17 protein-coding genes are annotated in these 24,632 nt (G+C 57.6%); 9 read left to right on the top strand and 8 right to left on the bottom strand.

Annotated elements, in window-relative coordinates; genetic code table 11:
• The first annotated feature begins 105 nt into the window (after positions 1–105).
• On the top strand, positions 106–1,923 hold the full coding sequence (locus GRX76_RS16820; RefSeq protein ID WP_160154356.1) for a hypothetical protein: 1,818 nt from the start codon (positions 106–108) through the stop codon (positions 1,921–1,923).
• A gap of 107 nt (positions 1,924–2,030) precedes the next feature.
• On the opposite strand, the gene gcvP is transcribed toward GRX76_RS16820, so the two are convergent.
• Positions 2,031–4,922: an aminomethyl-transferring glycine dehydrogenase gene (gene gcvP, locus GRX76_RS16815; protein ID WP_160154355.1), complete on the bottom strand. Its 2,892-nt coding sequence runs from the start codon at positions 4,920–4,922 to the stop codon at positions 2,031–2,033.
• A 474-nt stretch (positions 4,923–5,396) separates the two neighbouring features.
• On the opposite strand from gcvP, the gene GRX76_RS16810 reads away from it, so the two are divergent.
• Together GRX76_RS16810 and GRX76_RS16805 are read left to right on the top strand one after the other, a co-directional pair.
• Positions 5,397–7,163 (top strand): diguanylate cyclase domain-containing protein, encoded by a 1,767-nt coding sequence (locus GRX76_RS16810; RefSeq protein ID WP_160154354.1) that lies wholly within the window; start codon positions 5,397–5,399, stop codon positions 7,161–7,163.
• 194 nt (positions 7,164–7,357) lie between these two features.
• A complete protein-coding gene (locus GRX76_RS16805; protein ID WP_160154353.1) occupies positions 7,358–7,588 on the top strand; it encodes a DUF2007 domain-containing protein in 231 nt (76 codons plus the stop codon).
• Positions 7,589–7,618: 30 nt separating this feature from the next.
• Here the strand turns inward: GRX76_RS16805 and argS are convergent, their stop codons facing one another.
• From argS to GRX76_RS16785, 4 genes are all read right to left on the bottom strand, one after another.
• Positions 7,619–9,355 (bottom strand): arginine--tRNA ligase, encoded by a 1,737-nt coding sequence (gene argS / locus GRX76_RS16800; protein WP_160154352.1) that lies wholly within the window; start codon positions 9,353–9,355, stop codon positions 7,619–7,621.
• A gap of 121 nt (positions 9,356–9,476) precedes the next feature.
• Positions 9,477–9,929, bottom strand: coding sequence for a VOC family protein (locus GRX76_RS16795; RefSeq protein ID WP_160154351.1), 453 nt, complete (start codon positions 9,927–9,929; stop codon positions 9,477–9,479).
• A 165-nt stretch (positions 9,930–10,094) separates the two neighbouring features.
• Entirely contained in the window at positions 10,095–11,231 is a 1,137-nt protein-coding gene (locus GRX76_RS16790) for a DUF1501 domain-containing protein (protein ID WP_160154350.1), read from the bottom strand.
• 3 nt (positions 11,232–11,234) lie between these two features.
• Positions 11,235–12,578, bottom strand: a complete 1,344-nt coding sequence (locus tag GRX76_RS16785) for a DUF1800 family protein (RefSeq protein WP_160154349.1) — start codon at positions 12,576–12,578, stop codon at positions 11,235–11,237.
• Between the two features lie 195 nt (positions 12,579–12,773).
• Between GRX76_RS16785 and sbcB the strand changes: the two genes are divergently transcribed.
• Together sbcB and GRX76_RS16775 are read left to right on the top strand one after the other, a co-directional pair.
• Positions 12,774–14,240, top strand: a complete 1,467-nt coding sequence (gene sbcB, locus GRX76_RS16780; RefSeq protein ID WP_236250439.1) for an exodeoxyribonuclease I — start codon at positions 12,774–12,776, stop codon at positions 14,238–14,240.
• A gap of 174 nt (positions 14,241–14,414) precedes the next feature.
• Positions 14,415–15,431 carry an aspartate carbamoyltransferase gene (locus tag GRX76_RS16775; protein WP_160154348.1) on the top strand — a complete coding sequence of 339 codons (1,017 nt, stop codon included), beginning with the start codon at positions 14,415–14,417 and terminating at the stop codon, positions 15,429–15,431.
• A gap of 72 nt (positions 15,432–15,503) precedes the next feature.
• Here the strand turns inward: GRX76_RS16775 and GRX76_RS16770 are convergent, their stop codons facing one another.
• The 3 genes from GRX76_RS16770 to GRX76_RS16760 form a co-directional block, all read right to left on the bottom strand.
• The gene (locus GRX76_RS16770) at positions 15,504–16,778 is read right to left on the bottom strand and encodes an aminotransferase class I/II-fold pyridoxal phosphate-dependent enzyme (RefSeq protein ID WP_160154347.1); all 1,275 of its coding nucleotides are present in this window, start codon (positions 16,776–16,778) and stop codon (positions 15,504–15,506) included.
• Between the two features lie 228 nt (positions 16,779–17,006).
• On the bottom strand, positions 17,007–17,876 hold the full coding sequence (locus tag GRX76_RS16765; RefSeq protein WP_160154346.1) for a DUF6279 family lipoprotein: 870 nt from the start codon (positions 17,874–17,876) through the stop codon (positions 17,007–17,009).
• Between the two features lie 102 nt (positions 17,877–17,978).
• Positions 17,979–19,322 (bottom strand): substrate-binding domain-containing protein, encoded by a 1,344-nt coding sequence (locus GRX76_RS16760; RefSeq protein ID WP_160154345.1) that lies wholly within the window; start codon positions 19,320–19,322, stop codon positions 17,979–17,981.
• 456 nt (positions 19,323–19,778) lie between these two features.
• Between GRX76_RS16760 and nagK the strand changes: the two genes are divergently transcribed.
• The 4 genes from nagK (at position 19,779) to GRX76_RS16740 (ending at position 24,393) form a co-directional block, all read left to right on the top strand.
• On the top strand, positions 19,779–20,729 hold the full coding sequence (gene nagK, locus GRX76_RS16755) for an N-acetylglucosamine kinase (RefSeq protein WP_160154344.1): 951 nt from the start codon (positions 19,779–19,781) through the stop codon (positions 20,727–20,729).
• A 68-nt stretch (positions 20,730–20,797) separates the two neighbouring features.
• Complete coding sequence (gene nagB-II, locus GRX76_RS16750) at positions 20,798–21,841, top strand: glucosamine-6-phosphate deaminase NagB-II (protein ID WP_236250438.1); 1,044 nt, start codon at positions 20,798–20,800, stop codon at positions 21,839–21,841.
• Between the two features lie 21 nt (positions 21,842–21,862).
• Positions 21,863–22,990: an N-acetylglucosamine-6-phosphate deacetylase gene (gene nagA, locus GRX76_RS16745; protein WP_160155035.1), complete on the top strand. Its 1,128-nt coding sequence runs from the start codon at positions 21,863–21,865 to the stop codon at positions 22,988–22,990.
• Between the two features lie 71 nt (positions 22,991–23,061).
• Positions 23,062–24,393 (top strand): sugar MFS transporter, encoded by a 1,332-nt coding sequence (locus tag GRX76_RS16740; RefSeq protein WP_160154343.1) that lies wholly within the window; start codon positions 23,062–23,064, stop codon positions 24,391–24,393.
• Positions 24,394–24,632: the final 239 nt, after the last annotated feature.

Genomic DNA, 24,632 nt, shown 5'->3' with positions numbered 1-24,632 from the left:
TCTAGGTTGGTGTTATTTTTGGAATTTATAATTCTTTGGTTGTTAACTGTTGTAGAGGTAGGGCTTCAATATCGTCGGTACTTAATCATTAGATTTGGGGGAACCATGAAAAGGGAAATTATCAAAGCGTGTTGCTTCGTTACTGTTGTAATGCTTTGTGGCTGTGGCGGCGGGGGAGGTGATAACTCAAATGGGCTGCCATCGGATGACGGCATAGGGAGTGGCACTTCTGTATTGACCGGCAAACTTGTTGAACCCCAGATATCAGGACTCAGGTATTCCACTGAGACCCAGTCGGGCTACACGACCTCTGATTCTGAATTTTCCTATCAAAGTGGGGAGAAAATTCAGTTTTACATAGGCGACACAGAGATTGGAGAGTTGGTGGAGGTCAACCAAGAGCTGGCTTTTGGGGCACTCTTTCCTAACGTGGGGTCTTTTCCTGGCTTCAATGAACTCAAGACCCTTTATGCCGCTAGACCCGAGACAGAAGAGCGAAAAAATTTCAATCAATTCCACAACTCCCTGGCACTGCTCGTTGCTTTTGATAGCGACTCTGACTTCTCGACCGGGATTGACCTGGCGAGTGGTCTCAATGACATCTTGAGTGGTGTGGGTTTTGATGTCCGTGCAGATATTTACCAGTTTACCATCGCGGATTCCGCTTTCACTTTCTACAGAAATAAGGCTTTTTCGGAAGGCCTTACGGGCACTGCGGCTTATCTTGCCGTAGGCATGGTCATGGATACCTACTATTCCTCTATCGGAAACTCGCCCGGTTTTTCATTGCCGATCTATGAGGAGGCGGATTTCAATGGAGATGGCATTCCTGAAACGGCTGCCAAGTATGTCTATGATGGAAAAGGCAATTTGGTGGAGGATGCATACAGCAGCACCGGAGCAGCGCCATTTGACACTAAGGTTGTGACTTACAATGAGTATGGGCGGGTACTCACATACTCCCGCGACGAGGATGGTGACGGTGTTGATGATTTGTATCAAGAGAGTGAGTACAACGCTGCAGGTGATTATTCAACTATTTGGACTGATAGTGATGCCGATGGCATGTTTGATGTCATCAGGAATTTCACATATGAGTATAAGAGCGATTCCTATAGTACGGAACGTAAACTAGATTATGACGGTGATGGTATAGATGATGAGGTCTTCCGCTTTGAATTTATTTTTGGTGAGCGCGGGCTTCTTCAAGCGGTTCTTTACAATGATGTAAATTACCAGACCCTTGAATATCGAGCGGATGGCACGCTTTCTGCCCTGCATTACTACGTGCTTAGGACGGGGGAGTTAGATCAGACCAAGACATTTGATCAGGCGGGCCGTGTTGTCGTAGACGAGAGCTTCGGGGCATCCCCCAGTCGAAGGGAGTATATCTATGACGCTCAGGGAATACTTTTGCAATCCAGCTATCAAACTGAAGCGTCCTTTGGGAGCTATCTCGACAGCTATGAATACAGTGCGACCGGGAAATTGATCTTTTGGGGAAGGGATTTTTATTCCGATGGTACATTGGAACTGAAGAGAGAGTATCTCTATGACAGTGACGATCGACTATTTCAGGAGGACTGGTATGAGGTTACACAGGGAGGCCAGGTTACTGATTGGCCCAGTTCCAGAATTTTGTATACGTACAACGAAAGGGGATTAGTGGGCGAAAAGGTTTCAGAGGATCTTACGTATGATGTACCGGATGATCCCAATGGCGGAAAGAATAGGACAATTTTCCAGTATGATTCTGATGAAAACCTGATTTTACTGGGGCAGGATTCTGGTGCGGACGGCCAGCTGGATTCTGAAATCAAGTATGAATTAGAGGTGGCCGGTTGGCGGGCGGCGCTCGATCGGATTAATTCCTCGCACACTTATGCGCAACAGCCGTTTGAGGCAAAGCCTTATACCAACTGAATGATCATTGCATGCTCAGGGAGCTTTCCGAGAGGAATGGATTTCTTTAGGACAGCGCCAGAAGCAATAAAGGCCGGGATTTCCCGGCCTTTATTTTATTGAGATGCTTAGTCCATGTAGCTCTCAACCGGCGGGCAGGAGCAGATCAGGTTGCGGTCGCCGTAGACGTTGTCAATACGGTTGGACGCCGGCCACACCTTGTGGTGCTTCAGCCATGCTGCCGGGCGACCGGCCACTTCGCGGCTGTAGGGGTGAGTCCAGTCGTCGGTCATGACGTCGTCCTGGGTGTGCGGCGCGTTGTGCAGCGGGTTGTCTTCCGCAGTGTATTTGCCGCTGGCAACGTCTTCCGCTTCCTGACGGATGGTCGCCATGGCCTCCACGAAGCGATCCAGTTCTTCCTGGGCTTCGGATTCGGTCGGCTCGATCATCAGGGTGCCGGCTACCGGGAAGGACATGGTGGGCGCGTGGAAACCGAAGTCCATCAGGCGCTTGGCAATGTCTTCTTCAGTGATACCACTGGCTTCCTTCAGCGGGCGCAGGTCGATCAGACACTCGTGGGCGACGAAACCGTTGCTGCCCTTGTACAGCAGCGGGTAGTGCTCGCTCAGCTTCTTGGCCACGTAGTTGGCGTTCAGAATCGCCGTCTCGGTCGCCAGCTTCATGCCGGTTTTACCCATCATGCGAATGTACATCCAGCTGATCGGCAGAATGCTCGCGGAGCCCCAGGGGGCAGCGGAGATGGTGCCGTTAACGGGATCGTTGCCCGGAACCTCGGTAACCGGGTGGCCGGCGAGGTAGGGTTTCAGGTGTTCGCCAACCGCGATCGGGCCCATGCCGGGGCCGCCGCCACCGTGGGGGATACAGAAGGTCTTGTGCAGGTTCAGGTGGGATACGTCACCGCCGAACTTGCCCGGCGCGGCTACGCCGATCAGGGCGTTCATGTTGGCGCCATCGATGTACACCTGGCCACCGGCGTTGTGGATAAGTTCGCAGATCTCGCGAATACCTTCCTCGAACACACCGTGGGTGGACGGGTAGGTGACCATCAACGCGGCAACGCGGTCGCCATGCTCTTCGATCTTGGCTTTCAGGTCGGTGATGTCGACATTGCCCTTGTTGTCGCAGGCAACCACAACCACCTTCATGCTGACCATCATCGCAGAAGCGGGGTTGGTGCCGTGGGCAGAGGCCGGGATCAGGCAGATATCGCGCTGGGTTTCACCCTTGGCTTCCAGGTATTTCTTGATGGCAACCAGGCCGGCGTATTCGCCCTGGGAGCCGGCGTTCGGCTGCAGGCTCACGGCGTCGTAACCAGTACATTCCGCCAGCATGGCTTCCAGCTGGGTGAACATTTCGCGGTAGCCTTCGGCCTGGTCTGCTGGAGCAAACGGGTGCAGCTTGCCGAACTCCGGCCAGGTCACCGGGATCATTTCCGCGGTGGCGTTCAGCTTCATGGTGCAGGAACCCAGCGGAATCATGCTGTGGTTCAGGGCGATGTCCTTGGACTCCAGGGTTTTCAGGTACCGCAGCATCTCGGTTTCCGAGTGGTGCGTGTTGAATACCGGGTGGGTCATGAAGTCAGTGGTGCGTTGCAGGCTGGCCGGTACGCCGGCGGGGCCTTTGGCGACCAGTTCGCTGTCCAGTTTGCCGAGGTCCAGGCCGTGTTCGCCATCGGCGAATACCGCCAGCAACTCGGAAACATCCGCCAGCTTGGTGGTTTCGTTCAGGCTCATGCCCAGCGCATCGCTGCCCACTTTACGCAGGTTGATTTCGGCGGCGATGGCGCGGTCAAAAATGGCCGACTGCTTGTCGCCAACGTTGACCGTCAGGGTGTCGAACCAGCTCTCGTGGGTGAGTTCGAAGCCCAGCTGCTGCAGGCCAGCGGCGAGGATATCGGTCAGGCGCTGGATGCGCGCGGCGATGTTTTTCAGGCCTTCGGGGCCGTGGTAAATCGCGTAGAAGGCGCTCATTACGGCCAGCAGTACCTGGGAGGTACAGATGTTCGAGTTGGCCTTCTCGCGGCGGATGTGCTGCTCGCGGGTCTGCATCGCCATGCGCAGGGCGCGCTTGCCCTTGCTGTCGACGGAAACACCGATGATACGGCCGGGGGCAGAGCGCTTGTAGGCTTCGCGGAAGGCGAAGAAACCGGCGTGCGGGCCGCCGTAGCCCATCGGGATACCGAAGCGCTGGTTGCAGCCAACCACTACGTCTGCGCCCATGTCGCCAGGGGCTTTCAGGGCAACCAGGCTCATCAGGTCCGCGGCTACGGTTACCAGGGCGTTCGCGTTGTGTACCTTGGCGATCAGGTCGGTGAGGTCGCGCACTACACCGGTGGAGCCCGGGTACTGGAACAGGGCACCGAACAGCTCTTCCGGCAGGTCGGTTTCCGGGTTGCCGACGAGAACGTCAAAACCGAAGTGCTCGGCGCGGGTTTTCACCACCGCGATGGTCTGCGGGTGGCAGTCGGCATCCACAAAGAAGGTGTTGGACTTATTGCGCTTCACCTGGCGCTTGCACATGGCCATGGCTTCTGCCGCGGCGGTGCCTTCGTCCAGCATGGAGGCGTTGGCCAGTTCCATGCCGGTCAGGTCCATGATCATCTGCTGGAAGTTCAGCAGGCCTTCAAGGCGACCCTGGGCGATTTCTGGCTGGTAGGGGGTGTAGGCGGTATACCAGCCCGGGTTTTCCAGCACGTTACGCAGGATCACATTGGGGGTGATGGTGTCGTGGTAACCCATACCAATAAAGGTGCGGAAGATCTTGTTGCGGCTCGCGAGGGCTTTCAGTTCCGCCAGCGCTTCCTGTTCGTCCACCGCATCGGCCAGGTCCAGGTCGTCGGACTTGCGGATGGCGGCGGGGACGGTCTTTTCAATCAGTTCGTCCAGGGTGGCGACACCGAGGGTGTCGAGCATGGCCTGGGTCTGCGCGGCATCCGGGCCAATGTGGCGGCGGATAAAGGCGTCGTGCTGTTCCAACTGCTTGAGGGAAGGCTGGGTCATGGTGGATGGATTCCTGTAAACACTGAATGTGCTGCCGGCGCACCGTAATCCGGGTAGGGCCCGGTAAATACAATGTGCCGGTAAAAAAATAGCAAAGTGGATCGGGTGTGATGATCCGTCTTAAGCCTGACCGTCGATTCCTGTGACCAGTGGTTTCTACTGGGGATATCCGTTTCGGTATCCGGTAATTCTGGTGTCACAGCGTCAGGTTACCCAATCGGTCGTTGTCCGATGGGAAAAGGCGCCAGAGAGGGCTCGGCTATTGCGCGCCCGGCTCTGGCCGGCGCGCATGTTAGCAATCGCGGTGATTGCGGGCAATTGATGCTCAATCAGGTCAAAAATATGCTGGGCCAGGGGCAATTTTGTGACAGATATCCTGTTTTAGCGTATCTGGCGTTATTTTATTCTGGAGCTGGGCCGACTTCAGCGGCGAAATACAGGTAGTGCACCATACTGAAGGAATAACAAGAACCTGTGGGACCTGACCTGGACTCTGCCGTGCTGCAATTGGCCAATCTCAACACCCTGCGCTTCAAGGCCTGTCTGTTTTCGCTGCTACTCGTAGTGGCCATGTGCCTGTTTTTTATCCTGCTCGGCAACGGCAGCCTGCAATCCCTCCTGACCAAAAACCGTGAACACCGCCACCTCAATTTTCAGTTTCAGATTTCCGGTTTGCTGCAGCAATCGCGCCAGGAAATGGCGCGGCTGGCGGAGCTAATCGCACTGAGCCCTCGCGGCCGTATTTCTTCCCGCGACGAATTGCGCAAAGCCATGGATCGGCAGTGGGAGATACTCCAGCAGAGCTGGGATCTGCACTCATTGAAAGTCTACGATGCCGGCGACAAGCCGCTGCTGAGCTGGGGCTCGCCTCACAGTAGTCTGAGTGCAGAGCAGGTCAGCCAGGTGTTACTGCGCGGCCAACCGATGGAGCTGGTGCACTGCGAACACACGTGTGTGCAGAGCCTGTCGGTACCCATGCGCGCACGCGGCGGTGATTATGTGCTGCAGGTGGACAGAACCCTGTCAAAGCAGCTGCAGCTTTTCCGGGAAATGACCGGCTCGGATATCGGCATTCTGTCTGCCGTTCGCAACGAGGCACCGGCAGAGGCGGGCGGCAAATTCCTGACGGCCTGGCGGCGTGAAATCCTGGCGCTAACCTCCCGCGAACGTATGTTGCCGCTGCTGAATCGGGTGGCGGCAGAAGTACAGGAGCTGGCCGCACTGCAACGTAACCGGGTATACGAGTTGGACAGCCGGGAGTTCGATATCCGCACCATGGGGGTGGATGTCGATGCGGCGGGTGCGCAGTTTGTGTTTATCGAAGATGTTTCCGGCCAGGTGGAGCACATTGATGAGTCGGTACAGCTGTTGCTGCTGTTTTCGGTACTGGGTGCCCTGATTTTCAGCGCTGCGGTCGCCGGCACCCTGTGGGGGCCCATCGTGCGTTTGCGTCGGCTGGCACAAGCGTTGCCGTTGCTGACCAACGGCCGCTTTAACGACGCGCGCCAACTGATTCGACCGGTACACAAATCCCTGGACAAGTTCGATGAGCTGGATGTACTCGATGATACCGGGCTAACGGTGTGCGAGCAGCTGGAAGACATGAACGATATGGTCAGCCGCAAAACCGCGCAGCTGGAACAGATTGCCATGCACGACAGCCTCACCGGGCTGGATAACCGCTACAGCCTGATGGAGCAGCTGGAGTTTCATCTGCAGCTGGGCATGCATCAGCCGGAAAACCGACAGGAAAAGGGCTACCTGTTTTTTATCGACCTGGATGACTTCAAGCAGGTGAACGATACCCTGGGGCATCAGGGTGGAGATGAGTTGCTCACGGTGATTGCACGGCGGCTGCTGAGTGTGATGCGCTGCGGTGACATAGTGGCGCGTCTCGGTGGTGATGAGTTCTGCGTGTTTGTGCGCAGCGTGCAGGAGCCGGAAGCCTACCGGATTCTGGCGGAAAAGATGCTGAAGACCGTGGCGCAGCCGGTAAAAATTGCTGACAATCTGGTGGCTGTGACCATGAGCGTGGGAGTGGTTGCGGTTGAGGATCGCGGCGATACTCTCGAGTCGATTCTACAGAAGGCGGACATGGCCATGTACCATGCCAAGCGCCACGGTAAAAACAAATACCAGCTGTATTCAGCGACCCTGCCTGCACTTTCTGCTCAGGGAAATGAAGGAACTGTTTTACCGCTGGAGTTGGTGCCGCCGTTCAAGCCCGCCGAAAAACGCTAAGTGCAGATTTGGCTTCAATTTCCCCGGTAACCCGGGCCTCGCTGGTCTATCTTTTTAAGTACCCCCTCCGCAAATTCGGTTGAACCCTACCCCGGAATACCGGCGCAGCGGAAAGGTAAATCCAGGGATATGGAAAGAAAAGCCAGGCCAAAAGCCCGGCGCAGTACGGATCGCAAAGGTTAACCAGTCGCAAAATGGCGAGCAAAATTTACACCACCAACGACCAGCTTCTCGGCAGTTATCTGCGCAACTTATTGGAAACGGCGGGGCACTCGGTGCTGACCCAGAAAATCCGGGTGGAACTGAGCCAGGGTGGCCTGGACTGGAATTCTGAGCTCTGGCTGATCCGGGATTCCGAACTGGCCAAAGCCCAGCAGATACTACAGCAGGCTCTTTCCAGTGAAAGAGCCAGTGAGAGAGCCTGACAGGCCCTCTATCCTTACCTCGAAACCCGCTTACATCTGCTCCAGCACTTCAATACCCAGCAGGTCGAGACCTGTGGCCAGGGTACGCGCCACCAGGTCACACAGTTGCAGTCGGCTCTGTTTTTCTTCTTCCGTCACACCTTCTTTCAGTACCGGACAGGCTTCATAAAAGCCCATGTAGGCGCTGGCCAGTTCGTACAGATAGGTACACAGTACGTGCGGGAAGGTGTCTTTGGCGACCTGGTCCAGCACTTCCCCAAACTGATTCAGCTTGATCGCGAGCGCGCGCTCGGCGTCGGTGCCCAGCACCATGTTGCCGGTCAATGCGGACGGCTCGATACCGGCGCGACGGAAGATACTGCGCACGCGGGTGTAGGCGTATTGCAGGTAGGGCGCGGTGTTACCCTCGAACGCCAGCATTGCATTCCAGTTGAACACGTAGTCATTGGTGCGGGTTTTACTGAGGTCGGCGTATTTCACGGCGCCTATGCCCACCACACGGCCAATTTCCGCCTGCTGTTCCGGGCTCAGGTCCGGGTTCTTGGCCGCCACCAGTGCAGTGGCGCGCTCCACTGCTTCGTCCAGCAGCTCTGCCAGTTTGACGGTGCCGCCGGTGCGGGTTTTAAACGGCTTGCCGTCGTCGCCCATCATGGTGCCGAAGGCGCAGTGCTCCAGGGTTTGCTCTTCGCCGATGTAGCCGGCCTTGCGCGCTACGGTGAACGCCTGCTGCAGGTGCAGGGTCTGGCGTGCGTCTACCACGTAGAGGGTGCGGTCCGCGTTGAGCACATTGGCACGGTAGCGGATAGCGGCGAGGTCGGTGGTGGCGTAAAGGTAGCCACCACCTTTTTTCTGGATGATGACGACACTGGGGTTGCCCTCTTTGTCTGCCATTTCCGGCAGGAAGGCGACGATGGCACCCTGATCTTCCACCGCGATGCCGCGGTCCACCAGGTCTTTCACCAGTACCGGCAGGTCGTCGTTGTACTGGCTCTCGGCGTAGACATCCTTGCGCTGCAGGGTAACGCCCAGCTTTTCATAGATTTCTTCGGCGTGGCTGATGGAGATGTCGATAAAGCGCTGCCACAGTTTCAGGCAGTCGGCGTCGCCACCTTGCAGTTTCACCACGTAATCGCGCGCACGATCGGCGAAGCCTTCCTCTTCGTCGAAGCGGACTTTGGCTTCGCGGTAGAAGACTTCCAGGTCTTTAAGGGCAACCTCGGCGTCCTGGTTCTCCATCTTGTCCGCCAAGTGCGCCAGCAGCATGCCGAACTGGGTGCCCCAGTCGCCCATGTGGTTCTGGCGGATGACGGTGTGGCCTTGGAATTCCAGCAGGCGGGCCAGGGCATCGCCGATGATGGTGGTGCGCAGGTGGCCCACGTGCATTTCTTTGGCGAGGTTGGGGTGGGAGTAGTCGAGAACCGCGGTTTGCGGTTCAGTCACCTTGGCGATGTTCAGGCGTTCGTCGGCGCGGGCGGCGGCGAGGGTTTCCGCCAGCCAGGTTTCGCTGAGGTGGATGTTGATAAAGCCGGGGCCGGCGACTTCCACTTTCTCGATCATCGGCTGGTCGCCGAGATGTTCGATGATTTTGGCCGCCAGCTCGCGGGGGTTGCTGCCCACTTTCTTGGCTGCCGCCATGGCGCCATTGGCCTGGTAGTCACCAAAGCCCGCCTTTTTGGCCGGGGCCACCGCCGGGTTACACTCCGCGGGAATACCCGCGTTGGTCATTGCGGTCTGGAAAATGTCGTTGAGCTGCTGGCGAATATTCATTGGGGGCCGTTAATCCGTGGAGGTTCTGCACAATATAGAAGAAGGCGGGATTTTAATGGGCGGGAGGGGGTTTGCAACCGGAAGCCAGTTAGGATTCCGGTTCTGTGAGGTCTGAGCGTCGTCAGGACATCTCGGCGGCACGCTTCTCCAGCTCGTCGTCTGGCACATCCTCGATGTGGGTCGCTACAAACCACACCATGCCAAAGGGATCCTTGAGAGTACCGCTGCGGTCGCCGTAGAACTGGTCGGCGGGTGCGCTGATGGAAGTTGCCCCCCGATCGACCGCTCGGGCGAATACCTCGTCCACCTTGTCCGTGTAGAACAACAGCCCAACCGGGCAGTTGCCTTGTGGCGCGTGCAGCGGGCCACAATCGCCGTGATCGTCGGAGATGGAGATTCGGGTATCGCCCAACTGGAGTTCTGCGTGCAGGATCAGGCCGTCGGGGCCCGGCATGCGGAAGAGTTCGGTCGCGCCGAAGGCTTCGCAGTAGAAATTGATAGCTTCTGTCCCGCCCTTTACGCAGAGATAAGGGGTGACGGTGTTCATGCCTTCTGGAATGGGGCTTACAGCCATGTGTGTTCCTCCTTGAGTGATGCTCAATGGTGTAGGCACGGGCGCGCTCTGTCTAGACATCAAATGCGCCAATAAGCGGGACGCACATCAAGTAGCGTCGTAGGTAAGCGCTGGGCCAATAAGGCAGCTATCTCCCGGGAATGGCGCCCAGGTATGACAGTGGTGTTAGTCTTGAATCCTGACGAGTTGCTCCGAGTAGGGCGGGTTTGCAGGAAAGATCTGTCGGATATCTGCATCGCTCATTTGCCACTTTTGTTGGATCACAGTGGCCAGCCAACTGTGAATGTTGGTTGTTGGCATCAGGTCACGATTTTCGAACAGCTGTGCAGCTTTCAGTCCAGGCCACTGGCCCAATACCCGCCCACCGGAAATACCACCCCCGGCGATAAACATGGCCCCTCCGGTGCCATGGTCGGTGCCGCCGGTGCCGTTTTCGCGCACGGTACGGCCAAATTCCGAGGCAATGACAACGGTGGTATCACGCCAGCGGTCAACCAATGCTATTTTCAGGGACTGTAAACCCTGATCCAGAATGGCGAGCTTCGCGTCCAGCCGTTCGTGCTGGCGGTCGTGTGTATCCCAGCCGCCCAGTTCCATGGCCGCAAAGTCCGGTCCGTCTTCTGCGATCAGAAGCTTCCCACAGGCTTCTACGAGAGTGTTGAAGTCCGCTTTCTTGGGCGCGCGGTCTGACAAAAGGGCTTTGGTCTCGACGATGTTTACCAGTTTCTGTTGCAGCAGGCGATCCGGTTCATAGAGTTGCGCCAAGTGGTCGAGCAAGTCGGCATCGGCTGGAGGGCCGTTGTCCGGATACCAGGTCATAGCCCGAACGCTGCCGCGGGATACGATGGGCAGTGATCTGGCGACTGCCAACCCTTTGGTCTTCTGCAGGTCAAGCATTCGGCTCAGCCAGCCGTTGTTGCTGTCAGTTATTGCCAGTCCGGACTCCAGAAAGTCCTGTCCGTCAAAATGTGAACGGCCATGGTAGGCGGTGCCGGTTGCAACGATTGGCAATAGCTGCCGATCCTGGTACAGGCTGAATAATGTTCGCAGCTTGGGGTTGAGGGCAAAATTCTCATTCAGCGTTAGTAGCTTTTCTCCATTGATGGTCTTTTGAAGTTGAGGGCGGTAGGCAAGCAGGTCGGGTTCGGATGTGGGAATTATCGTGTGGAGGCTGTCCAGCCCGCCGCGCAACAATATCCAGATTAATTTGGAGCTTGTTCGCCTGCGTTCAATCGCGATGGTGGGTAAAGAGAACAGAAGGGCGCTACACCCGGTACCCTTTAAAAATGCGCGTCTTTGCATCCGCTAGGCTCTCCGAAGAAATTCAGGGCTGAGGAGAAACAGAGTCAGCGCCTGATGCTGGCTGTCTGCACGATTTATGGTTTCACGGGTGTGATCCGACAGCGAATCGCCGTAGGTGGCTTCGATGACTGCGTTGATGTCGCGGCGAGAGTATTTAGCAAGCCCGTACGCCCAGTTGATCTTGCTGGCTAGAGCGGCGGCCCCACTCCAATCCTGCTGTGTATCCCCCCAGCCGGCCGGTGAATGAGCGCCATAAGGTTTTTGGCCCAACCGGGTGAGAAGGTGTATCAGCCTTTTGTCGGGAATATTTTGAGAATCTATTTCGAGGGCTCGATAGGAGGAAATCAAAAAATCGCGCGGAGTCTTGAGCTTTGCTGCCGCGGGACTCCAGGATTCATCGCCCTCGATCATGGTGGTAATCACGCTGCGCAGGTTACCTCCGGTATCCAGCCAGCGGGCAGTCATCTTAGCCACAAGGCTTTTGGGTGGATTATCGGTTACAAAGTGTCGCGCCAGCTTGGTCGATATGTGGTTGGCGGTTGCCGGGTGAATGGCAAGATCGCGCAAAATTTCCCGAATCTGCTGCTCGTCGACTTCCCTGTACGTTTTCCTCATGATGGTTTTGGGGCCTGGCTGGTGGGCTTTGGTTCGAAAGAAGCTTCCTGCATTACTGCCGCCTTGACCTCTGGATATGGTCCAGCCAGTCAATGCTTTGGCAAGCTCAATGACATCCTGTTGGCCGTAACCGCCGTTGACGCCAAGGGTGTGTAGTTCGAGCACCTCTCTTGCCAGGTTTTCATTCAGGCCCTTGTGACGTCGGCGTCCTGCCAGCGAATCCGGGCCGAAAGAAATGTCATTGTCCAGGTACTTCAGCATTGCTGGATGCAGCACCGCTGCGGTCAATAGCTGGTCGAAGTTGGCGAGCATATTGGGCGCAATCACCTCTCGCTCGTATACCGGCGCCAGATAGCCCAGTAGGCGCCCCTCGTGGCTGATGCTGAAGTGGTTTGAAAAGAATTCCAGCAGGCGGTAATTGATACTGTCCCGGGCGGTAATCGCAGCGCGAATATTATCTGCGGCCAGATGCAAGGCGATTTGGTTGAGCGACGCGTATTCCTCTTTCGGCAAACGCTGTTGGCTTTCTTTTAGCTGTCGCGCTTTCTTCTGAAGGGCAAAAAAGTGGGTAAGAAAATAGTTGGCGTCGTAGTCTGCTTTCGGTAAAGCGGCGGGACTCAATTGCTCGATCAGCCAGCGGCGCGGCGACTTCTCCGCTTCCGATATCTGTCCGGGTAGAGCGCCGTAGCCAAAACGCTGGGTAGCGGTGACTGCGTAAATAACCTTATCCATGGGACTGCTTAATCTCAGTTGCCGGGTCCTTGGAATCTGACAAGTGACATCCACCGATTGAGGAAATTGAATTCCTAATTTCTAATTCCTAGTTGAACAATAGTTATGGATCCTCGAAGTGATGCCCGTGTCCTATGAGAAAACACGGCATTCCCAATATTTGGCACCATGGGCAACCGGCAGGTAGGGGATGTTATGATGCGCGAAACATTTGGGGGTAAAGTGAGCGCAACCACACTCTATTGGCACGACTATGAAACCTGGGGCGTTGATCCGGGGGCAGACAAACCTTCCCAGTTTGCGGGTATCCGTACCGACGAGGAGCTGAATATCGTCGGCGAGCCGTTGATGATTTACAGCAAGCCTGCCAGCGACTGCCTGCCGCAGCCGATGGCGGCGCTGGTGACCGGGCTGGCGCCGCAAAAAGCCTTGGCCGAGGGGCTGCCGGAGATCGACTTTATCCGCCGTATCCTCGATGAGCTGGGGGCACCGGGTACCTGTGGGGTGGGTTACAACAGTCTGCGTTTTGACGATGAAGTCACTCGCCATACCTTGTACCGCAATCTGCTGGACCCCTATGAACGCGAGTGGAAGTCGGGCAACAGTCGCTGGGACATCATCGACATGGTGCGCCTCACCTATGCGCTGCGGCCGGAGGGCATTGTGTGGCCGCAGCGGGAATTGGCCGAGGGCGTGCGGGCGCCGTCTTTCCGCCTGGAGGAACTCACCGCGGCCAACGGCATCAGCCACGAGGGCGCACACGATGCGCTGTCGGATGTGCGCGCCACGATTGATATGGCGCGGCTGATTCGGGAAAAACAGCCCAAACTCTTTGACTATGTTTACAACCTGCGTCGCAAGCAGGAAGTTGCCAAGCTGCTGAATCCGCGCGACCGCAAGCCGCTGCTGCATATCTCCGGCAAGGTGCCCGCGACCCACGGCCATCTGACCTACGTTCTGCCGCTGGCCATGCACCCGGTCAATCGCAATGCGGTCATCTGTGCGAACCTCGCCATGGATCCACAACCGATCCTGGATCTGGACCCGGATGCCCTGCGCGAGCGACTCTACACCGCCCGCGACAAACTGGGCGAAGGCGAACTGCCCGCGGGCCTCAAGTTGATCCACATGAACCGCTGCCCGGTGCTGGCGCCGGCGAATATGCTCAGTGACCCGCGCGCCACTGAGCTGGGAATCGACAAGGCCGCTTGTGAGGCCAACTGGCAGACGCTGCAAGGGCTGGATCTGACAGAGAAGCTGCACAAGGTCTTTCTCGATGGCGACTTCCCGGCCAAAGATGTGGAAGCACAGCTCTACGGCGGCTTTATGAACGATGCCGACCGCGACCTGTGTCGTCAGTTGCACAGCGCACTGGCCAGTCGCGGTCCGGAAGCCCTGGCGGGGCAGGTCCCCTTTTCTGATTCGCGCCTGCCGGAACTACTCTTTCGCCTGCGGGCGCGGAATTTCCCCGAGACCCTGAATGCGGTCGAGCAGGAGCGCTGGGAAGAGTGGCGCTACCAGCGCCTGACCGACCCGGCCCTGGGGGCGAGTATTACCATGGAGTCCTACTTCGAGGAGATTGCCCGTTTGCGGGAGGAGTTTCCGGAGCGCAGCGACCTGTTGGACCAGTTGGAATCCTGGGGCGACGCATTGCTGGGTTGATGCTACTTCGCAACAGCCTGCTGTATTGGTGGGCAGTCATAGGTGGGCCGTCACTGGTGGGCAGTCGTCTCCGGGATCAAGAGTCGCTGTTCCACGGGCCTGCGCACGCGTAGAATACCGGCCCGGTAAAGAGCCGGTGATCCCGGCCAGATAGTGCATATTTGTGGAGCATCAATGGACTTTATCGGCGCCAATATCCTTTCCGTAAGCCAGTTCGAACGCGGTGACATCGACCGCATCTTTGCCGTGGCCGACACCATGGTCCCCTACGCCCGCCGGGAGAAAGTAACCCGGGTGCTTGAGGGCGCAATTCTCGGCAATATGTTTTTTGAGCCCAGCACCCGCACCCGGGTGAGCTTTGGTTGTGCCTTCAACTTACTCGGCGGCACTGTGCGCGAGACGGTGGGAGTTTCTGCCAGCTCACTGGCCAAGGGCGAATCCCTCTACGACACCGCACGGGTGCTGTCCGGCTATTCGGATGTGATCTGTATGCGCCACCCGCAGGCGGGTTCTGTGGCAGAGTTTGCCGCGGCGAGCCGGGTGCCTGTGGTGAACGGCGGCGACGGTGCCAACGAACACCCGACCCAGGCGCTACTCGACCTCTATACGATCCGCAAAGAACTGGCAGGCAAGGGCCGCTCCCTGGATGACTTTCGCATTGCCATGATCGGCGACCTCAAACACGGTCGCACCGTGCACTCCCTGTGCAAACTGTTGTGCCTGTTTAAAAAGGTGCAACTGGTGCTGGTGTCACCGGGCGAACTGGCCATGCCAGAAATGGTGGTAGAGAAGCTGCGCGAAGCGGGGCATGAGGTAACCATTACCGATCAGCTGGAGCCTTCCATCAAGCATGTGGATATCGTTTATTCCACCCGCATCCAGGAAGAGCGCTTTGAATCCCAGGCTGAGGCCGATCGCTACCGCGGCCGCTTCCGCCTGAACCGCGATATTTTCACCCGCCACGCGGAACCCAATACCGTCATCCTGCACCCACTGCCGCGAGATTCCCGCGCGGAAGCCAACGAACTGGACTCGGACCTCAACGAGCACCCGAGCCTGGCCATTTTCCGTCAGACCGATAACGGCCTGCTGGTGCGTATGGCACTGTTTGCAATGTTACTGGGGGTGGAAGATAAGGTGGCGGATTATGCGCGCCCGATTACCTGGCAGACGCGGCGCAATCAGGTCTAAAAACTTTTCTAAACGCACAATAAAAAACCCGGCAGTTTTGCCGGGTTTTTTATTTCAGGGCGCGATTGAAAATCAGGCTGCTTCCAGTGCCTTACGCACCGACGCCAGTTTCACACACAACACAAACACCGACATGGCGGTATCCAGCTCTTCCAGCGGCGGGAAGCTGGGGGCGATGCGGATGTTGGTGTCTTGCGGGTCCTTTCCGTAAGGGAAGGTGGCGCCGGCCGGGGTGAGTTTTACCCCGGCTTCTGCGGACAGGCGAATCACTTCCTGCGCGCAACCCGGGCGGGTGCTGAAGGAAACAAAGTAGCCACCCAGGGGCGTTTCCCATTCGCCCAGGTCGGAATCGGCAAAATTCTTTTCCAACTGTTCCAGTACACAGGCGAACTTCGGACGCAGGATTTCCGCGTGCTTCTGCATGTGTTCTTTCAGCTGGGTCAGCTCCGGGAACAGGCGCGCGTGGCGCAGCTGGTTCACCTTGTCGGGGCCGATGGTCATGGCAGACATCTGCTGCTTCAGGGAAGCCAGGTTGGCCGGGCTGGCGCTAACGAAGGCAACACCGGAGCCGGCGTGGGTCACCTTGGAGGTGGACGCGAACTGCAGTACAGAATCGGCAGTGTCGTTGCCCAGTGCGGCTTCGCGGATGTTCGGCAGTTTTACCTGATGGTCCAGGTCGTGAATGGCGTAGGCGTTGTCCCAGAAGATGCGGAAGCCGGGGTTGGCAATTTTGGCCAGTTGTGCCAGGCGGTCCACGGTATCGGCATCGTAGGTGACGCCGGTGGGGTTGGAGAATTTGGGCACGCACCAGAGGCCGATGATCTGGTCGTCTTCGCGGATCTTCTGTTCCAGTACGTCCATGTCCGGACCGGTGGCGGTCATGGGGACGGTTTCCATGGCGATGCCGAGCTGTTCGCAGATGGCGAAGTGGCGGTCGTAGCCAGGTACCGGGCACAGGAATTTGGGGGCGCTCATGTCTTTCCAGGGCTGGTTGCCGGCAAAGCCGAACAGGTAGCCGGTGAGTACCGCGTGGTACATCAGGGTCAGGGAGCTGCTGCCGCCCGCCAGTACTTCTTCAAAAGGAACCTGAAGGATATCTGCGCCCAGTTCGCGGGCGGCGGCGATGCCTTCGAGGCCGCCGTAGTTGCGGGTATCGGTGCCGTCGGGTGCACGGTAGTCGCCGTTCAGAATGCCGTCGAGGTCGTCAGACAGGTTCAGCTGGTCTGCGGAGGGTTTGCCGCGGGTGATGTCCAGGCTCAGGTTGTGCTGACAAATGCGCTGGTACTGCTGCTCCAGTTCGTTTTCCCACTGTTGCAGCTGTTCGCGTTGGGCGGTCTCGATACGCACGGAAAATCCTCTTCTCTTCACGGGTTATGTGGGGGTAAATGGCGGTTGAACTCGGGACGGGAGCTTATCAGCAGCGGGCGGATTGCGTCATGTTTTCTGTCATTTTTTTACCGGAAAACCCGATAAAAACAGGGTTTTTTGGCAGAAAATTTGTTGCAACTGAAACGGCCCTAAAGAATGACAGCTGGCGACGGGATCGAGGCCCCCCGCTGACGGTCGGCCGCAAGCTCAGTGCGCTTGCGCGGCCAAATGTCGAAAGTCGGCGGCGTATTCCAGCAGGCTGCTTTTTAGGTGCTGGCGTTGCTCCGGTGTCGCGCTGCCGAGAATCTCACTGGCAAGCTGTCGCCCCTGGGCGCGCAGCTGATCCTGCATTTTCCGGTATTCCGGGGACCAGAGTGATTGCGGGTTGATCAGCATTTCCCGCAGTTGCTGCAGGTAGCCTTCGGGTTTGCTGCGCAGGGTAGCGAGAAAGGCTTCTGACCATTGCTGGCGCTGGGCATCACGCCGTTTGGGATCGAAGGTAGTGGAGGCAAGCTGGCGGTCGATCATGGCGTCCTGTTCATCAGTCAGGTCGCCCAACCAGCGCTCCGCCTGTTTGCGGAATTCCTTTTCGCGCTTGCGCTTGGATTTTTCCCACTTCTTCAGGGAGTCCTCCCGCTCTTCCTGTATGTTTTCTGCGAGCTGGTCTATCTGGGCGTTGTCCAGTTGCACCAGGATCGGCAGCATCAGGTCGCTCAGCATCACGACCGAGCTTTGCCAGAAGGTGTCGACCTCCTCTTCTATCTGGCGGAGGCGCTGGGGACTGTGGTCGGGGTCATCGACTTCTTTGGCGAGCTTTTCAAAGTAGTCGGCGTAGCGGGGCAGTTGGGTCTGGCGATGCCAGCGGTGGAACTCGTCCACGCGCTGTTGCAGCAGTGCTTTCTGCGGGCCATCCAGATCCAGGTACTTGTTGAGGTTGCGATCCATCCACCAGTCCAGGTGGCCGTAGACCAGGCGGATGCTGGAGCAGCCAGCCAGCAATACCAGCGCCAGTGCCAACAATACGCTGACACATCGGCGGGTAACCGGGGATATCGGAGGCTGGTATGTGGTCATCATGGCGATAAATATAGTTGCTCAAGGAGCGACTTACCGTGACGACCAGGTGACTATTTAGGGAAATTGACTTGGGGAAATCGACGAGAGGTGAATGTCGCCCGCTCAGTTGATCCAGACTTCCACCCGGCTGTTTTTCACCGGCCCCTGTTCGCGGTCGCCGGTCAGGGGGGCAAAGGCGCCAACGGCCATTATCTGGCTGTCACCCAGCTGGTGATCGCGCAGGAGCGCGCCCTGTACCTTGAGGGCGCGGAAACGGGAGATGAGGTCCGAAATATTGCTGTTGGATTTACGGTCCGAAAAACCCACCAGGGTGAGGGCCAGGGTCCGATTGTCCTCTTGTGCCATAAAATCCTGCAGCCGATGCAGGTCGCGCAGGGCCCGGTTATCCAGTTCGCTACTGCCGTCGGCAAAGCGGAACGAGATGCTGAGGCGCGAGCCGCTCTCCATCAGTTGGCGGTAATTTTCTGGCGCGTTGGCGTAGGGCGCCATTTTCAGGGCGACCGGAGTCAGGTTGATGAAGCCACTTGCAGCGACGATCTGCTGGCCGCGCTGGGACTCGACGAAGTGGATAAAGGCGTCCACCTGCGGGTTGTAGCGCCCGGGGTTTCTATAAAGGTACAGGCGCCGGGTCAACGGAAAGTCTTCGGTGGCGATAACGCCGCGGTCAGGTACTACCGGGGCCAGGTCGCCGGATTTGATCGCCACCTTGTGCATGCCTTCGGCATCGGCAAATGGCAGGTAGCCGATGGCGCCGCGGTCGCGCATCACCAGCTCACGGGTTTCGTGGTTGCCGGCAACCTCGTAAGCGGAGGGGGCTGCCGGGCGACTGCCGCCAAATACTTCGCTGTCGAAAGTGGCGCGGGTGCCAGACTCCATATCCCGGTGCAGCGGCCGAATGGCCAGGTCCGGGCCACCCAGCTGGGCCCAGTTGTAGATTTCACCACGGTAGATCTGCCCCAGCTGCGCTACGCTCAATTGCGAAATCGGGTTATCGCGGTGTACGGCGATTACCAGTGCATCCAGTCCGATCACGTGTTCTGCCTGGGGGCCGGCGAAGTCCCCAAAGCGCTCCAGCATCCCGACTTCTTTGGTTTTGATTTTGCGTGAGGCCATACCGATATCGGCGCTGTCTTCATTCAGCGCTTTGAAGCCGGTACTGGAGCCCAGGGCAATAATAGGTACGACAATGGCCTCATCTTGTAGTCGGGCATCAATCCAGTGCTTTTCACCCTGGGTACGCTGGGTGATGTGGGTGGCACCGAGGGAAAGTAGGTAGTCCTTGACCAGGGCCGGGGCCAGGTCCGCACCGATGGTGTTGGATCCTGTAAGGCGAAACAGGGTTCTGGGCGCCTTGTCGGCGGCAGTGGCTGCGCCGGCAAACAGCAACACGAACGCTGTGAAGATGACATTAATAAAGGTGCGCTTGCCTGCAGGGCTGCGTTCCATCGATTCCCCCTTACCGCCTGAATTGGTTTCCTGAATGCATTGATCGGCCTGCCGCGCTTTGTGTTTTGGTGTGCGGGCGCGCGCTTTATCGCAGAAAACTGTGACGAAGTTATTGCAATTAGGTTGAACTCGTACGCGTGCTGCGTTTCTAAAAAGTCTCCGGGCCGGGCGTATTTGAGCTGTACGTTTTTCGTCCTTGGTTCCTGTAGCGCCCGGCTTCCCGGGATGTCAGCTACTGTTACGGGTGGAATGAGCGAGAAATAACCGTTTCTTGGGGGAAATCTTGGAGATTTTTTTGAAAAAGGGCATGACAACGCTGTCATTTGTCCTGTAGTATTTCTCCCATATTGGCACAGGCGTCAAACACGCCGCGCCGGATTTCACTGGGGCGCAGTCACTGCGGTGGGGAATCCGGTAAGGACACATAACAATAGAAAATCTTAGGGGCCGGTTCAGATGGTTGCTTTGAGAGACAGCAGGGAAATTCTTTATGTTGGCATCGATGGCGGTGGCAGTAAGTGCCGCGCGTCCATTTTTGATGCGAACAATCGCCTGCTGGGTACCGGTGTCTCCGGGCCCGCAAACCCCCTTCATGGTTATGCCCAGACGATTGACTCCATTGTGCGCTCTGCTGCATTGGCGGTAGCGGATGCTGGCCTGCCGGCGGAGACCATGGGTGATCTGGTTGCAGGCGTCGGCCTGGCGGGGGTCAACATGCCCCGGCTTTACAATGAAATGAACGCCTGGGCGCATCCGTTCCGGCAAATGTTCCTCACCACCGATCAACACTCCGCTTGTCTGGGCGCCCATCGCGGCGGCGACGGCGCGGTGATCATCGCCGGTACTGGCTCCGTGGGTTACTCCTGGGTCAATGGCCGCAGCGAGATTGTTGGTGGTCACGGCTTCCCCCACGGCGATAAAGGCAGTGGTGCCTGGCTGGGGATGGAAGCGGTCAAATACCTGCTGATGGCCATGGAAGGTCTGGCTGGCGGTTCCCAGCTCAAGCAGGAACTGCAGAAAGCACTGGGCACTGACGATCCCTACGATGTGATCGAAATGATGGCGGGCAAGCCCTCCAGCCAATACGCCAAACTGGCGGTACCAGTGGTGGAGTGCGCTGAGGCAGACGATCCGGTCGCGGTTGCGATCATGCGCGATGGTGCCGCTTACATCAGTGATCTTGCCGACAAGTTGATGGAAAGCAAGCCGCCAAGGCTGGCCATGATCGGCGGTCTGGCGCCGCGCCTGAAGCCCTGGCTCAAGCCGCACGTGGCCGAACGGGTTTCCGACCCGCTGGATCCGCCGGAGCTGGGCTGTGTTTACTTCGCGCAGCACTCCCTGGCAGCACTGGGTGACAGTGAATCCAAGTCGGCAGAAGAGGCCGATGCCAAGGCGCTCTTTGGATAAGAGCGACGAATCGTTAGAACACACAGGTTGTCGGAAGACGACGTCAGAAAAAGTTACGGATAGATTTTATGAGCGCAGTGACCTCTGGTGAGGCCAACAAGGTGGATGCATCTATGGCAATGACAGTAATGGAAACCGAGGCCCGTGAGGCCCCGAGTCGGATTGCCGAGCAGCTGAAGAACAACGCACCGATCATGGAAGCGTTGGGCGAGCGCCTGCGCGCCAAGCCGCCGCGTTTTGTGATGATCGTGGGCCGTGGTTCTTCCGACCACGCCGGCGTATTTGCCAAGTACCTGATTGAAATTGAGACCGGCACTCCGACCTTTGCGGCCGCACCGTCTGTCTCCAGTGTTTACGGCAAAAAACTGAAGCTTGAAGACGCACTGGTCATCGTGATTTCCCAGTCCGGCCGCAGCCCGGACATCCTCGCCCAGGCGCAAATGGCCAAAGACGCCGGTGCCTACACCGTGGCCTTGGTCAACGACGAAACCGCGCCGATCAAAGATATTGTCGATCAGGTTGTGCCGCTGAAGGCAGGCCCTGAGCTGGCCGTTGCTGCGACCAAGAGCTACCTGTGCACCCTGTCTGCGGTGCTGCAACTGGTGGCCAACTGGACCCAGGACGAAGAATTGAAAGCCGGCGTTGAAATGCTGCCGCAAACCCTGACCGACGCCATTGAATCCGACGTGCAGCTGCGCCCGGAAGACCTGGCTGCCGTGAAGAACCTGGTGGTTCTCGGCCGCGGTCCCGGCTACGGTATTACCCGTGAGCTGGCGCTGAAACTGAAGGAAGTGTGCAGCGTGCACGCGGAGTCTTTCTCCAGTGCGGAGTTCTTGCACGGTCCTGTGACTCTGGTGGAGCAAAAGCTCACCGTGGTGAACGTGCCCATCGAGGACGAATCCTACAAGGCGCACAGTGAGCAGATCGCCGACATCATCCGTCGCGGTGGCACCCTGATCAATCTGCATGTGCCGAGCAAGGGTGTACACCCGCGCGTTGCGCCGCTGCCCCTGCTGCAGCGCTTCTACATCGACGTTGCCCATGTGGCGGTAAGCCGGGGTATCAACCCGGACGAACCGGCGGGTCTGAAAAAAGTTACCCAGACCGTTTGATCGCGGATAAGGATTTTGGACGTGGTACAGGCATTTATCGCAGAAGAGTTATTCGACGGTGAGCAGCTGCGCAAGGATGTAGCGCTGACCGTTGATGGCGGCAAGGTGGTTTCCCTCGGTGGAACCCCAGCGGCCGACGCTGTGCGATTGCAGGGATTGCTGGCGCCGGGCCTGATTGATGTGCAGGTCAACGGTGGCGGTGGTGCGCTGTTCAATAACGACACCAGCGTCAATGCCCTTGGGAAAATGTCTGCGGCCCACGCCCAGTTCGGGACTACCGGCTTTATGCCCACCCTGATTACCGATCAGGTGGACGTAATGCAAAAAGCCGCGGATGCGGTCAGTGCGGCGATTAAGGAAGGTGTACCCGGTGTCCTCGGCGTGCACTTTGAAGGCCCGCACTTGAGTGCGCCGAAAAAAGGCACCCACGAAGAATGTTTTATTCGCCCGCTCAGCGATGAAGAGCTGGCGATTTATGCCCGGGATGACCTCGGCCTGAAGATGGTCACCCTGGCGCCGGAAAACGTCTCCCCGGAAGACATCGCCAAGCTGGTGTCTCTCGGTGTGAAAGTCTGCCTCGGTCATTCCAATGCCGACGGCAAAACGGCAGCCGCGGCGGTAGCCGCAGGCGCAAGCGGATTTACCCATTTGTATAACGCCATGTCGCCACTGCATTCCCGCGACCCCGGCATGGTGGGTACCGCATTGATCAGCGACGACTGTTGGTGCGGATTGATTGCGGATGGCCACCACGTGAGCGCCGAAGCCATGACTCTGGCGCTGAAGGCCAAGCCTCGCGGCAAGATCATGCTGGTGACCGACGCCATGTCACTGGTGGGCAGCGACGAGCAGAGCTTCCCGCTGTTTAACCGCATCGTCACCCGCGACGGCGACAAGCTGACCTCCAGCACCGGAGAGCTGGCCGGTTCGCACCTGGATATGATCGGCGCGGTACGCAATATCCGCGACTGGTGTGGCGTTGAGTTGACCGAAGCCCTGCGTATGGCCGGACTGTATCCGGCGGAGTACCTGGGTTTTGCCGGTGGCCGTATCGCCGAAGGTGCTGCCGCCGATATGATTTTGATTAACGACGACCTTCAGGTGCAAAAGACCTGGATCGGCGGACAGGAAGTCTTCTCCGCAGGCTAAACGCCCGCGACAAAAACAAAACTGATGACGAATTTAAACAACGCTAAATAACGATAATTAAAGGTGAGTCTATGAATACCGCAGTTATTAGCCAAAGCGAAACGCGCAGCAGCGTTTTGCCGATGACCATCATCGGCCTGCTGTTTTTTATCTTTGGTTTTGTGACCTGGTTGAACGGGGCATTGATTCCGTTCCTGCAAACGATTTGTGAGCTGAGCGCCTTCCAGGCCATGCTCGTTGCTTCCGCCTTTTATATCGCATACACGGTAATGGCGCTGCCCATGGCCGCGATTATTGAACGCACCGGCTACAAAACCGGTATGGCGCTGGGACTGGCGCTGGTGGCAGTGGGTGCCTTGATTTTTATTCCCGCCGCTTACAGTCGTATGTTCGGTATTTTCCTGCTGGCGCAGTTTGTGGTGGGTTCCGGTTTGACCATCCTGCAGACCGCATCCAACCCCTATGTGGTGAAAATCGGCTCCCCCGATACCGCTGCGGTGCGCATCTGCATCATGGGGCTGTTGAACAAGGGGGCCGGCATTGTTGCGCCGCTGGTGTTTGCCGCACTGGTGCTGTCCGGTATCAGCGGAATTTCTGAAGCGGAACTGTCTGCTCTGACTGCTTCAGCGAAAGACGCCAAGCTGGACGAGCTGGCCGGTCAGATGGTCACCCCCTATATCGGTATGGCGATTCTCGGTTTTGTACTGGCGGTAGCCATGATGTTTGCACCACTGCCGAATATCGAAGACGAGGTGATCGAAGGGCAGGAAGATGCGGCGATCACCCTGATGGGACTGAAAAAATTCCCGCAACTGATCCTGGGCTCCATCGCACTGTTCTTCTATGTGGGTGTGGAAGTGATTGCCGGTGATGCCATTGGTCTGCTGGGCAAGCAGGCGGGGCTGGATACCGCGGTTGCCTCGGTACTGACCTCTTACACCATGGTCTTCATGGTACTGGGTTATATCTACGGCACCATCGCCATTCCGCGCTTTATCAGTCAGCAGACGGCGCTGTTGATCTCTGCGGTGCTGGGTATGGTGTTCACGGTGGCGGTAATGACCGGCTCTCTGGAAAGCACGGCCATGTCTGCAGCCACCCTGGCGCACTTTGGTCTGCCTGAAATTCCGAACGCCGTTTACTTTGTGGCTCTGCTGGGCTTCGCCAACGCCATGTGCTGGCCGGCAATCTGGCCGCTGGCTCTGGAAGGCCTGGGCAAGTTCACCTCCAAGGGTGCGGCGCTGTTGATCATGGGTATTTCCGGTGGTGCGGTACTGCCGCCGCTGTACGGCCACTTCGCAGACACCGGTGACGGCCAGGCCGCCTATATCCTTGCGATCCCGGCTTACCTGTTCATCCTGTTTTACGCTCTGAAAGGGCACAAGATGCGCAGCTGGAAATAACCGACCAGGATGGTTGGCCAGCTGTCATCACAATCAGTCAGTGTGATTTTTGTTGGAAGTTTTTGGACGATGTATTGAAACGGATTTTGTGTTTTTGATTCTTCTTTATGAAGTTTCTCTCTTTGGTTCTCGTCATCTTTGCCCTCCTAGTGAGGGCTTTTTTTTGAGGGGAATCACCGCAAAGCTACTGCGCACATGCCTGGCGGCGTCCGGCGGTGCTCAGGATACTCATGTATTAA

Source organism: Microbulbifer sp. ALW1 (assembly GCF_009903625.1).
Lineage (GTDB): Bacteria > Pseudomonadota > Gammaproteobacteria > Pseudomonadales > Cellvibrionaceae > Microbulbifer.
This window is presented reverse-complemented; position numbering and strand designations above follow the sequence as displayed.

Coding starts and splice junctions, on each gene's coding strand:
- argS (WP_160154352.1), bottom strand. CDS start 9,355: ATGAATATTCGCCAGCAGCTCAACGACATTTTCCAGACCGCAATGACC.
- GRX76_RS16785 (WP_160154349.1), bottom strand. CDS start 12,578: ATGGATAAGGTTATTTACGCAGTCACCGCTACCCAGCGTTTTGGCTAC.
- nagB-II (WP_236250438.1), top strand. CDS start 20,798: ATGAGCGCAGTGACCTCTGGTGAGGCCAACAAGGTGGATGCATCTATG.
- GRX76_RS16790 (WP_160154350.1), bottom strand. CDS start 11,231: ATGCAAAGACGCGCATTTTTAAAGGGTACCGGGTGTAGCGCCCTTCTG.
- GRX76_RS16765 (WP_160154346.1), bottom strand. CDS start 17,876: ATGATGACCACATACCAGCCTCCGATATCCCCGGTTACCCGCCGATGT.
- nagK (WP_160154344.1), top strand. CDS start 19,779: ATGGTTGCTTTGAGAGACAGCAGGGAAATTCTTTATGTTGGCATCGAT.
- gcvP (WP_160154355.1), bottom strand. CDS start 4,922: ATGACCCAGCCTTCCCTCAAGCAGTTGGAACAGCACGACGCCTTTATC.
- GRX76_RS16805 (WP_160154353.1), top strand. CDS start 7,358: ATGGCGAGCAAAATTTACACCACCAACGACCAGCTTCTCGGCAGTTAT.
- GRX76_RS16775 (WP_160154348.1), top strand. CDS start 14,415: ATGGACTTTATCGGCGCCAATATCCTTTCCGTAAGCCAGTTCGAACGC.
- GRX76_RS16740 (WP_160154343.1), top strand. CDS start 23,062: ATGAATACCGCAGTTATTAGCCAAAGCGAAACGCGCAGCAGCGTTTTG.
- GRX76_RS16760 (WP_160154345.1), bottom strand. CDS start 19,322: ATGGAACGCAGCCCTGCAGGCAAGCGCACCTTTATTAATGTCATCTTC.
- sbcB (WP_236250439.1), top strand. CDS start 12,774: ATGATGCGCGAAACATTTGGGGGTAAAGTGAGCGCAACCACACTCTAT.
- GRX76_RS16795 (WP_160154351.1), bottom strand. CDS start 9,929: ATGGCTGTAAGCCCCATTCCAGAAGGCATGAACACCGTCACCCCTTAT.
- GRX76_RS16820 (WP_160154356.1), top strand. CDS start 106: ATGAAAAGGGAAATTATCAAAGCGTGTTGCTTCGTTACTGTTGTAATG.